The sequence below is a fragment of the Cellulophaga baltica 18 genome (assembly GCF_000468615.2).
GTDB classification, from domain to species: domain Bacteria; phylum Bacteroidota; class Bacteroidia; order Flavobacteriales; family Flavobacteriaceae; genus Cellulophaga; species Cellulophaga baltica.
Genome location: NZ_CP009976.1, coordinates 2,364,535 through 2,376,641, shown reverse-complemented (window position 1 = coordinate 2,376,641; position 12,107 = coordinate 2,364,535). Strand labels below are relative to the sequence as shown.

The 12,107-nt window shown below is 34.3% G+C and carries 6 protein-coding genes; 2 read left to right on the top strand and 4 right to left on the bottom strand.

The genetic code is table 11. From position 1 onward, the window contains the following. Positions 1–5 precede the first annotated feature (5 nt). The 4 genes from M666_RS09960 to M666_RS09945 form a co-directional block, all read right to left on the bottom strand. Positions 6–1,370 carry a SusE domain-containing protein gene (locus tag M666_RS09960; RefSeq protein WP_029446840.1) on the bottom strand — a complete coding sequence of 455 codons (1,365 nt, stop codon included), beginning with the start codon at positions 1,368–1,370 and terminating at the stop codon, positions 6–8. Positions 1,371–1,389: 19 nt separating this feature from the next. Further along, entirely contained in the window at positions 1,390–2,928 is a 1,539-nt protein-coding gene (locus tag M666_RS09955; protein ID WP_029446841.1) for a RagB/SusD family nutrient uptake outer membrane protein, read from the bottom strand. A 3-nt stretch (positions 2,929–2,931) separates the two neighbouring features. Then, positions 2,932–6,012, bottom strand: coding sequence for a SusC/RagA family TonB-linked outer membrane protein (locus tag M666_RS09950; RefSeq protein ID WP_029446842.1), 3,081 nt, complete (start codon positions 6,010–6,012; stop codon positions 2,932–2,934). A gap of 331 nt (positions 6,013–6,343) precedes the next feature. Then, positions 6,344–6,766, bottom strand: a complete 423-nt coding sequence (locus tag M666_RS09945) for a DUF2147 domain-containing protein (RefSeq protein WP_024481414.1) — start codon at positions 6,764–6,766, stop codon at positions 6,344–6,346. A 474-nt stretch (positions 6,767–7,240) separates the two neighbouring features. Here M666_RS09945 and M666_RS09940 point away from each other — a divergent pair, with 474 nt between their 5' ends. Together M666_RS09940 and M666_RS09935 are read left to right on the top strand one after the other, a co-directional pair. Then, complete coding sequence (locus M666_RS09940; protein ID WP_024481415.1) at positions 7,241–10,396, top strand: SusC/RagA family TonB-linked outer membrane protein; 3,156 nt, start codon at positions 7,241–7,243, stop codon at positions 10,394–10,396. 12 nt (positions 10,397–10,408) lie between these two features. After that, positions 10,409–11,857, top strand: coding sequence for a SusD/RagB family nutrient-binding outer membrane lipoprotein (locus M666_RS09935; RefSeq protein ID WP_029446843.1), 1,449 nt, complete (start codon positions 10,409–10,411; stop codon positions 11,855–11,857). Positions 11,858–12,107: the final 250 nt, after the last annotated feature.

Here is a 12,107-nt window from a genome sequence, read left to right as displayed (position 1 = left end):
TTGTCTTATTCAATTACAATTGTAGGAGAAGCTTCATCTGAAAAATCTATAACAATTTTATACGTCCCTGTGGTTACATTTATATTGTTTTCATTTTCGGTATCTAATATTCCATCTAGCTCCAAATCACCGTAACTAAGATCCCATGTATCATTTGCTCTTACTTTAATTTGTCCGTCTACAAGGTCAATACTATCAATTGTCCATATACCAGGATTAGCAAAATCTGGCATAAACTTAGTATCTGGACCATCCCAACCATTTGGTGTAGCAGAACCAACTAAACCCCAAATTGTGGTTTCTTCTAAAGTATACGCTAGTGTATTAAAATTTACCGTTAATAAGTAAAAACCAGCTGTAACGGCAATATTATTATCGGCATCTGTGTCCAAAATTCCATCTAAATTACCATCACCATAACTGGTATCCCATGTATCATTCATCCTTAATTTTACCTCACCATCTATTAATTCTACGACCGCTTTAAAAGTGTCTGTTGTATAATCATACTCAAGCTTGGTATTAGGGCCGTCCCATCCGTTTGGTGCGGCACTACCAACTATACCCCAAAAATATTCTTCCATGGTGTAGGACTTATCACTTAAGTTAATAGTAACTTTAAATGTACCAGCTTCCGCTATTACAATGTTATTGTTTTCATCAGCATCTAAAATTCCATCTAAAGTAGCATCTCCTAGATCTCCACCCCAAGTATTGTTTTCTCTAAACTTAATTTCTCCAGCAATTAAATTAGCATATGAAATGATAATATTAGGATCCTCAGTACTATAAAAAGGGATATCTGGAGTAGCTCCCCAATCATTAGCTGCAGACCCCACAATACCCCACGAAGATAGTTCAACACCACTAGCAACCTCTACGTCTTCAGGTAAAAGCACATTTAGCGCTGTTACCGTTGAAAAACTTTCTGGAGCATTCTCCCCGCCATCACCAATATAAGCTCTAACTCTAAAATACAAACTGCCTGCATTTGGTACATCTGTAGTATTTGGGTCATTATCTAAACCTGCCGTAGTGGCCAGTTCTAGCATTTCCGCTACTGTAATCCCCAAATTGTTTTCTGCTGTAGTTCCTAGAACCACTACCTCTGCGAAATCTTCTGTTATAGCGCCTTCTAAGTCGTAACTATTTGGGGTGGCTATCCCAAAGTCTGGAGAATTCCAAACAAAGCGTTCTGCTATATTGTTCTTGGCATCTTCCGTTAATATATATTCACTTAAAAAAGTACTTGTGAAGGCTACATTTTCTGAAGGAACTTGTGCCGTATACACTAAATTATCGTCTTCTTCGCAAGAAGTGAATGCAAAGCTTGCTAAGATGAATAATCCTATAATTTTAATATTTTTCATAGTTATGGTTTTTGGTTATTTAATATCCAGGGTTTTGTTTTAAATTGAGATTAGCTTCAAGAGCCTGTAAGGGTATTGGAAACAATTTATAGTGCTCTGGAATTGAAGTGCCATTTAACACTCCACCCTTCCACGGCCATACGTAAGCGCTTCCTGTAAATTTCCCAAAACGAATTAAATCCGTTCTTCTATGACCTTCAAGATTTAATTCTCTAGCACGCTCATCCAGCATAAAATCTAGGGTTAAATCTGATGCTGCTATTGGTGCTGCATTAGCTCTTGTTCTTACCTGATTTACAAATCCTAAAGCTTCGCCTAAATTTTGAGAGGTTCTAACAGCACACTCCGCATACATTAAATAAGCGTCTGCTAACCTAAATAATGGAAAATCTGTACTAGAAAATGTGGTTGGTGCTGTAGCGGCTGACAAAGCGTTCGTATTTCTAAATTTAATTGGCGGATACCCATCTGTCCAAGTTTTATAATCGGTCATTTCATAAGAATGCCCTTCTTTAAAAAACAAACTAGCTCGCTCATCTGTAGTGGTATCTAAATCACCATACAAACCATACCAACCTTTAGATGCTCTATGACCACCCCAACCATCTGTTAATCCATAATCTTCTAAAGTCATAGTTTCTGAGCTACTACAACCATTGACTATATAGGTTGTATTACCATAACTCTGACTTGTAATTGCATCTGCAATTAAAGGAAATATTATTTCGGTTGACGTATTATTATCCCCAGAAAATACGCTAACAAAACTGTCTGCCAAGGTGTAACCTCCATTGGTAATCACACTACTAATTGCTGTAAGAGCATCTCCATATCTAGGAGTTCCTGTATATACTTCTGCATTGATATAAAGCTTAGCCAATAACATTTGCCCAACAGCTTTATTTGCTCTACCATAATCATTTGTATCTGGTAATGTTTCAACTATTTCTACCAACTCTGATTCTACATAAGCAAATAACTCCGCTCTCGTTGCCTCTGGTAACGGTGCTGAAGAACCAAAGTTTTCTTCTGTTGCCAGCACACCTTTTCCAAAGGTATCTATAAGATAATAATACGCTAGGGCTCTTAGAAAACGAACCTCTGAAATTACCTGTTCTTTATCTTCCGCATCTTCGTTATTTAAAACCGACAATAAATTATTACACTGTGGTATGGTATAATATATTCTATTGTACAAATACCTAAAAAACTTATTGTTTTCATCCCAATTAGTTGTTGTCGTGAGCTGATCTAAACCATCATCTCCCCATCTGTTCTTTATTCCATCTGCCGTAAAATCTTGAAGGTTTACAATACCTCTCAAAAATGGAGATTCGCCTGCATCATCACTAATATCTGAACTTTCTGGACCGTCTGGACCAGACAAAGCAAAAGAACCGTACAACCTAGACACAATACCTTGTACTGCATTAGGGTCTCTATTTATAAGTTCTTCCAATGTCAGTTCTACTATTGGCTCTGTATCTAATTCATTTGTACACCCCATATTATTTAATAGGGTTAATCCTAGAAAAGCTATTATTATATTTTTTTTCATGTCCTAAAAATCTAAATTTAATCCTAAGGTGAATACTCTAGGTCTTGGGTAAAAATTATTATCTATTGCATTAAAATTCTCAGGGTCCTGTCCGCTATAATCACTTATAACAAAAAGATTATTTGCCGCACCGTAGATTCTTAATGAGGCATCTTTTAAGAAATTAGGGACCCTAAACCCGATTACAATATTCTCCATTCTTAAAAAAGAAGCATCTTCTAAGAAATAATCAGAGAAAGGAATATTTCCTTGAACATTAACAAATGATGTAGTTGCTGTATCAGAATTAAAATCTAATACATTACTCAAGCTATTACTGTTGTTTGGTATTGCTCTGTCTATCCAGCCAGAAGTTAACCTTCTTGCATTGTAAACTTGCCCGCCAATTTGCCCTCTAAAACTAGAACTAAGATCCCAGTTTTTATAGTTTAGATTAAGTCCAAAACCAAAAGTCCAATTTGGTCTTAAAGTCTCGTAATATCTATCATCATTATTTATAATATTGTCCCCATTAATATCAACAAACGCATTAGATATAGGATCTCCATTAAGGTCATACACTTGTTTAAATACCCATGCAGAATATGGTTGATAACCTACTGTGTGATAAGCTAAGCTAACGCCTGTTCCTGTTGGCAAACCAGATTCGCTTGCTGTTATTCTAGTAACATCTTTTAAACTAGTAACCTCAGACCTGTTATAGCCTACATTAGAATTAATTTCTAATCTAAAATTTTCTGTGGTAATAGGGTTAATATTTAAATTAACTTCAAAACCTTTGCTTTCCGTTTCACCCACGTTTTGAACAAAAGCATCAGATAATGCTTGTCCTGGTGGCACAGCAGTTTTTGCTAATAAGTCTTTTGTTTCTTTTTGGTAAAAATCTACAGAACCAGACATAATACCTTTAGCAAACAAATCAAAATCTAAACCAACATTATACGTCGTTGTTTTTTCCCAAGTTAAATCTGGATTAAAGGCTTTTGCTGAATATAAATTAACTCCCGCTAGATATTGACTCGTTGTAGAACCTATTTCAAAAAGAGGTGAAGATGGGTAGTAACCAACAGCTCCGGTAATATCTTGCTGCCCTGTTTTACCAGCACCCAATCTTAATTTAAGATCATTAATTGTATTGGAATTCGCTACAAAACCTGCTTTTCCAATTTTCCAAGCTACCGCTGCAGCCGGGAAATACCCCCATCTGTTCTCTTTCGTAAATAATGAAGAACCATCTGCTCTAAAAGATAATGTTACTAAAAATTGATTTGCTAAATCTATGTTCGTTCTTCCAAAGAAAGATTGTAGGTTTAAAACATTAAAATACCTATTTGTAAGATTATTAGGGTCAATCAATTCTTCTCTTATCCCTGTTTCGTCATCATACCTAAATATTTTTTTAGTACCATCGTTTTCAAAGTTTTGATAAGAATAGCCACCTTGCACTTCAAATCTTTTTACAAAACTTTCAAATTCTTTGGTATAGACTAAATATGCGTCTAATGTAGTATTGGTAATATCCTGATCTTCTGTATAATTTACACCTGGATTAAATACATAATTAGTATTTATATCTGTATCTGCATTATTAAATCTATATGTTGCTATTGAATTGTCTAAATATGTTTCCTCTATATTAGCTTTAGACGCTTCTAACCCTAAATTAAGTACTGCTCTTAATTCTGGTAGGGCATGTAACTTATAATCTAATTCTAAACTCGCCAAAATACGAGCAACTTGTTCTGGCCGCTGTCTTTGTTTTAATAAGGCTAGAGGATTGCTTTGCCCATCTAATAATAATCTATTACCATCTACAATCGTATTTTGGTAATAACCTCCAAAACGATTGTCTGCACTTGTATCTAGAACCGGTTTTGTGGGGTCCATGTTTATAGCACCTCCCAAAGCACCACCTTCATCTATAGCGTTTTTATCAGAAAAAAGTCCTTTTGCATTTAGACTTACTTTTAGATGATCATCTAAGAAAGCCGGAGTTAACTTAAGCGATAAAGTTACTCTTTCATAATCATTAGTTTTCACCACTCCTCCCGTATTTGTATAACCTATAGAACCCCTAAAAGGTATCTTACCTCCTAAATTAGCTCTTGCACTAAAGTTTGTATTGGTAGAAATGGCTGTTCTAAAAATTTCATCTTGCCAATTGGTGTCCCCAATAATTCTTCCTTCTATAGCCGTAGTTAAGGGATTATCCGTTACCGTTGTATTGGGATCATCTACTCCTAATAAATTTGTAAATGAAGGATGGTATGTACTAATGAAATTTACGTATTGATCACTATTCATTACATCTATAGTACTAGCTACATTGCTTACAGATACATCTGATGTAAAATTAAATTTAACTTCACCTGATGTTCCTTTTTTAGTAGCTATAATAATTACACCATTCGATGCTCTAGAACCGTAAATAGCTGTTGCAGAAGCGTCTTTTAAAACACTAAAACTTTCTATATCATTTGGATTGATCAATGATAAAGGATTACCAACTCCGGCTGGATTTGTGTTATCTACAGGGATACCATCTATAACAATTAATGGACTGTTATTTGCAGATAAAGATGAACCTCCTCTAATTCTGATATTAGGTGCTGCATCCGGCTGCCCACCGTTAGAGGTAATTCTAACCCCGGCCATTTTCCCTGTCAATAACTGATCTGCAGAAACTACGGAACCTTGATTAAAGTCTTTTGAAGACAATACGTCTACGGAACCTGTTAAATCTTCTTTTTTTGCACTACCGTAACCAATTAACACAACCTCTTCTAATAATTGTGTATCAGTTTCTAAAGAAACATTTAAGGTAGTACCGGCAATTTTTTCTTCAATACTCTTATAACCGATATAGGAAAATTGCAATATATCATTTTGGTTTGCCGAGATAGTATAATTACCATCAAAATCTGTAGAAACACCTTTTGTAGTTCCCTTCAAAATTATACTAACACCTGGCAACGGATCACCTGTTGTTTGATCTGTTACTAATCCAGAAATTTGTTCTTGAGATATAGCCCATAACGGTACGAATAGCATAATCAAAAAGAACTTGTAAAATCTTTTATTCATAATTTAGTTGAGTTTAATTTATACGCTAAAACTAAGCCTCCAAAAGCCTGATATCGCTTCATTCTATAAAATGACCCCACTTTTTTTTGACATTTGATAAAAAAAGCGATGCTGAATTACGGTTCTGCTAACAATTAACCTTTTAATTATCAGCAACGTTATAAATCTATCTATTGGATAGTGTGAATCTGAAAGTGTAAAACACTGTTATAAAAGAAAATTTACACCATTATATCACCATAAATTGCATCCGTAGTGCCCTAAAAAATGCGCATAAAAAAAGCATCAAACTTTTCAGTTTGATGCTTTACCTAAATTGTAATGATGTTTACTATTGCACTCGTGTCCAATATTGTGTTCTTCCTAATAAAGAAAAACCGATAAAGCCACGCACTTTTAATTTATTTGTTTCTTCTAACGTGATATAACATTTATAGACTTTTCCAGATTCTGGATCCAAAATTGTTCCGTCTTCCCATTCGTCATCATCTTTCTCTAGGTCTTTAATAATGACCATACCCAAAATAGGTTTGTCCTTATTGGCACCCGTACAAGCTTCACAAAGACGGTCTTGCCTTGACTTGTCTGTTATTTCTATAATTTTACCAAATACTTTTCCATTATCTGAGTAAATTTCTACCACAGATCTCACCTTGCCAGTTTCATCATCAATAGTTTGCCATTTACCAGTAACACTTTGTGCATGCAAAGTGACATTAAGCATTAAAAAAATTGAGGCTATTAAAAATTTCATATGATTGTTTTTTTATTTAAAAATACAGAAAGGATATGAAATCGCATAATAAATATCCAGATTAAAAATTTGACTTCATTAAAATTAAAGATTATGGGAATATACTTTTTTATGACCCCTTGGACTAGCTTCAACTAATCACATAATTAAGATGCTGTTTATAGCACTTTATTATTTACTATTTAATAAAACATTTTATAGTATATGATAAAAGCCTATTAAGAAACAATAACTACATTTTTTTAACAGTATTAAACATCTTCTAACAAATATTTAATTTTAACAAATTTAATTCAACAATAAATATCTATAGATAAATTAATTATAATATTTAACTTAATATATTATTAATATTGTAATTAATTCATTGATAATTATCAAGTGCTTAAAAATCCACAAACTACCATATACTTTATTGTTTTCTTAACATTTTATTTACATTTTTAGCTTCTAACTAACTCAAAATAGATAAGTATGAAGACAAAGTTTCGTGGAATTTTGACGCTACTACTAGCGTTTGTCGTGCAACAAACATTTGCACAAGAAAAGATTATCTCAGGTACTGTATCAGACAATTCTGGTATCCCCCTCCCTGCTGCCTCAGTAGTAATTAAAGGCAGTTCCTCCGGCACATCTACAGATTTTGATGGAAAGTACTCCTTACAAGTGAATATTGGAGACATTGTTCTATTCAGTTATGTGGGATGCACTTCTTCTGAAGTAGCCGTTGGAGCAGCGAACACAATAGATGTTACTTTAGCGGAAGATGCTTCTTTACTTGATGAAGTTGTAGTAACCGGATTAGGCATTAAAAGAGATAAAAAATCTATAGGTTACTCACAACAATCTGTATCAGGAGAAGAACTACAAAAAGGAAGACAAACAGACATTAACAACGCACTAGCTGGAAGAGTTTCAGGGGTACAAGTTGTTGGTAATTCATCTTCTACATTTGGTAATTCCGAAATCAAACTGAGAGGTGAAACAGGTGCTTTGTATGTAGTTGACGGTGTTCAAGTTTATTCAATTAGCGATATAAATATGGAAAGTGTTTCAGATATGTCTGTATTAAAAGGAGCTTCGGCAACAGCTATATATGGTCCAGATGGTCGAAATGGGGTTATTATTATCACTACCAAAAAAGGGAAATCCGGAAAAGCTACATTTACAATTGACCAGACGACAATGGTGAATAGAGTAACTACATTACCTGACTATCAAAATGAATATGGAGGTGGATATAGTCAAACATTCAATACTTTTTCATATGATCCAAGCGTTGATCCTGCCTCATGGGCCGGATTTGATGGAGATTTATATCCAGATTATTATGCTGATGAATCTTGGGGTCCTAAATTAGAAGGTCAATTGGTACGCCATTGGGATTCTTGGTTAGAGGGAACAGATTATTTTGGCGAATCACGAGAATGGTCACCAACTACCAGTGATGTTGATGATTTTTATAATACTGGCGTAACTTCAAATACTGCTTTTACATTTGCTAAAGGAGGAGATGATTATGATATTAGAACTTCATTATCTGTCATTGATCAAAGTGGAATTATTCCTAATTCTAGCCAAAAAACAGTTAATGCTTCTATTAATGTTGGGTACAACATTAGTGATAAACTGTCTATACAAGGTGTATTTAATTATCAAGACAGAACGACATCGAACAATCCTGATGAAACCTATGGCAATTTAGGTTCTAATATGAACCAATGGTGGCAAAGACAATTAGACTTAGATAGACTAAAAAACTATGAACAAAATGGTACAGTATTATCATGGAATATAGGAGGTCCTAGAGATTTCGGACCTTTATATTGGGATTCTCCATACTTTCAAACCAACGAAAACTTAAGAAATGATGATAAAAATAGTGCTTTTGGAAAAATAGGTATTACGTACAAATTTAATGAAAAATTCACCGTATTAGGTGAGGTCAGAAGTACTTTCAACTCTTACATTGGTAATGATAGAGGTACTACAAAAAGCACCGTAGAGACCCCTTTTTATGAGGAATACCAATATAGAAATAATAAAGAACAATATTTTGGCATGGCAACCTATACGGATGAATATGCAGATGGTAATCTAGATTTAAATGTGAGTTTAGGTGGTGACATTGTATCTAACGATTACAATTACATATTTGCAACAACAAATGGCGGCCTATCAATACCAGGCTTTTATAACTTATCAGGATCCGTTGATGCCGCTACTACTTCTACAGAAATTGAGCAAAGTAAAACTAGAGGTGCATTTTTAAAAACATCCCTTGGATACAGAAGTATGCTTTATTTGGATGCTTCATATAGATATGATTGGTCTTCTACAGCATCTGCAGACAACAATAGAGTAGAAACATTTGGTGTGTCAACAAGTATATTAGCACATAAGCTTTTACCCGTAAATGATATTCTAACATTTGCAAAATTTAGAGCTGGTTATGCTAGCGCACCTTATTTTCCAGACCCATACTTAATTGCAAGTGTTTACGAACCTGGAGATTTATACCAAGGTTACGGAACTTTATCTGTACCCGATACTCAAAGTAATTTTAATTTAGTTGGAGGTACAAGAACTGAATTTGAAGTTGGTGCCGAATTCAGATTTGTTAAAAATAGAATTGGACTAGATGTAACTTATTTTAATAGGATTGATGAAGATATCCCCACAGAAGTCTCATTAGATGGTTCAACTGGATATACAGATATTACAGTAAATTCAGGGAAAACAACTTCAAATGGTTTAGAACTGGCACTAAGCGGAACCATAATTAAAGGAGATAATTTCTCATGGGATTTAAGTGTAAATATTGGAACACTTAAGAAAGTGGTAAATGAAATATTTCCAGGTGTAGAATCCTATGATATTAGTACATACGGAAACGTAAGTCTACAAGCTCGTGTTGGTGAAGAATATGGATTATTTTACGGCGATGGATTTGCAAGGCATACTGATGGCAGCATTATTTTCACTGGTACTGACTCTGATAGTTTTGCCCTTGAGAATAACAAAAACCTTGGAAGTTTATTACCTGATTTCACAGGTGGTTTATCTACAACGTTTAAATACAAAAACCTTGATTTATACTTAGGTCTTGATGGTCAAAAAGGTGGTTTATACTATTCTAGAACAGAAAGATATTTTGCTGGTTCTGGTCTTGCAAGCTACACAGCAGGCGAGAATGATTTAGGAAATCCCTTGAGAGATGAAGTAGATTCAGGTGGAGGGGTTCATATTGTTGGTGTTTTACAAACAGGAACAGATGGTGATGGAAATCCAATTTCTGATGGTACTATAGTTGATAAGTATGTAGATGCAAAAGATTATTTTGCCTCAGGAAATCTTGGTAACGTATACGAAAACAACGTTCATGATGCCGATTACCTTAAACTTAGAACTGTTAAATTAACCTATACTTTTAAGAAGCCTTTGGTTAATAAACTTGGATTAGATGATGTACAAATTTCTTTATTAGGTAACAATGTTTGGCTAATTTATTCTGATCTACCATGGATTGATCCTTCAGAATTAGAAAAAAGAAATGGTGTTAACTGGGCCGAAAGCGGTACGCTCCCTATGACAAGCTCATATGGGGTTAACTTAAAATTAACATTTTAAAACACAACAAAAATGAAGAAAATATATAAAAACATACTACTATTGGTTAGCATTACAGCCATATTTAATTCATGTGAAACTGTCGATTTTGGCGATATTAATGAGGATCCTAACGGACCAACGTCAGCTGTAACTTCACAATTGCTTACTGAAGCTCAAAAAGATATCTCTACAATAACAACTAGTGATACGGGCATACTTTATATGCAACATCTGACAGAAGGCCAATACCCTGGAGATTCAAGATATGGAACCCTAACTTTTAGTTATGATAATTATTATACCGGAGCAATTCAAAACTTGAATCAAATAATTTCTTTAAATGAAGATGAATCCACAATGGAAGAAGCTTCTGCTTATGGTGATAATAACAACCAAATTGCAACTGCAAAACTTGTCAGAGCATTTATTTTACATTTTATGACAGACAGTTGGGGAGGTTTACCATGGGAAGGAGCATTTCAAGGTATTGATAATGCACAACCAACATTTCAAACTCAAGAAGAATTGTATACTATTCTTTTTGACGAAATAGAGGAATCCTTGGCTTTAATAGATGAAACAGCTTCAGGACCACATGGAGATCTTATGTTCAGCGGAGATATGAGTAGATGGATTATTTTTGCTAATTCATTAAAAATGACTGCGGCATTAAGACTTTCTGATGTAAATGCAACCCTAGCTCAAACTAAATTTGAAGAAGTAATTGTTTCAGGTAATTACATAAAAAGCAATGAAGATAATATTGAATTTAATTATGCCTCAGATGATGCTAGTGATAGTCCATGGCAAGACAGATTTGAAACAAGAGAAGATTATATTTTATCGGATGAAATGGCTGAATCTCTAAGAACTAATTTAGATCCGAGACTTTTTAAATATGCAGAACCTTCTACAGATTCTATTGTTAGTTCACCTGCATGGCCTGATGAATCTGATGCAGCTTACGTTGGCGCTCCTGACGGTGCAGTGAATGGAAATACCGTAGATTATTCATTTCCTACCGCTACAATTATTTACGACCCAGTGTATCCTACTCCCGTTTATACTGCAGCACAAACTAAATTTTCTATGGCAGAAGCAGCTTTAAGAGGTTGGTCTGTTGGTACTAACGCTGAAAGTTTATTTGAAGAAGCTATTACGCTATCCATGGAATATTGGAAAGTTGAAAGCGCTGATATAACAGCATATTTAAGTACTCACACAAGCGCAACAATGAAAGATATAGCGTATGAAAAATGGGTTGCTTTATATTTAAATGGGCCTGAAGCTTGGGCTGAATGGAGAAGACTTGACGCCCCTACCTTAACCCCTTCAGAATATGCAAATGATGCTAGAATTCCTGTTAGGTACGCTTATGATTCTTCGGTAGAAGATAATAACAAAACTAATTATGATGCAATAATAGCAATACAGGGTTTAGACAATTTACACACAAAACTTTGGTGGGATGTCAATTAAATAAAATCCCATCCTAAATAATCGATAAAAATTATTAAAGGATTAAATTTAAAGCTTAATGATCTAGTATCATTAAGCTTTTTTTGATTTGAAGTAATTCTAGAATTGGACAAGGGTGGTCTAATTTGGTGGTAAATTCCAGCAACTTCATTTACTTCTTTTTGTATGATTTCCAGACTGTTTTTATATGTGTCACTATTAGAAAGAGGTGTCAAATGCTCCTTTATAAACTTTCTAAAAGAAAAGTATA

Bases quoted from the DNA above. Each gene is read 5' to 3' on its own strand.
- M666_RS09960 (WP_029446840.1), bottom strand. From the start codon at position 1,370: ATGAAAAATATTAAAATTATAGGATTATTCATCTTAGCAAGCTTTGCA.
- M666_RS09955 (WP_029446841.1), bottom strand. From the start codon at position 2,928: ATGAAAAAAAATATAATAATAGCTTTTCTAGGATTAACCCTATTAAAT.
- M666_RS09950 (WP_029446842.1), bottom strand. From the start codon at position 6,012: ATGAATAAAAGATTTTACAAGTTCTTTTTGATTATGCTATTCGTACCG.
- M666_RS09945 (WP_024481414.1), bottom strand. From the start codon at position 6,766: ATGAAATTTTTAATAGCCTCAATTTTTTTAATGCTTAATGTCACTTTG.
- M666_RS09940 (WP_024481415.1), top strand. From the start codon at position 7,241: ATGAAGACAAAGTTTCGTGGAATTTTGACGCTACTACTAGCGTTTGTC.
- M666_RS09935 (WP_029446843.1), top strand. From the start codon at position 10,409: ATGAAGAAAATATATAAAAACATACTACTATTGGTTAGCATTACAGCC.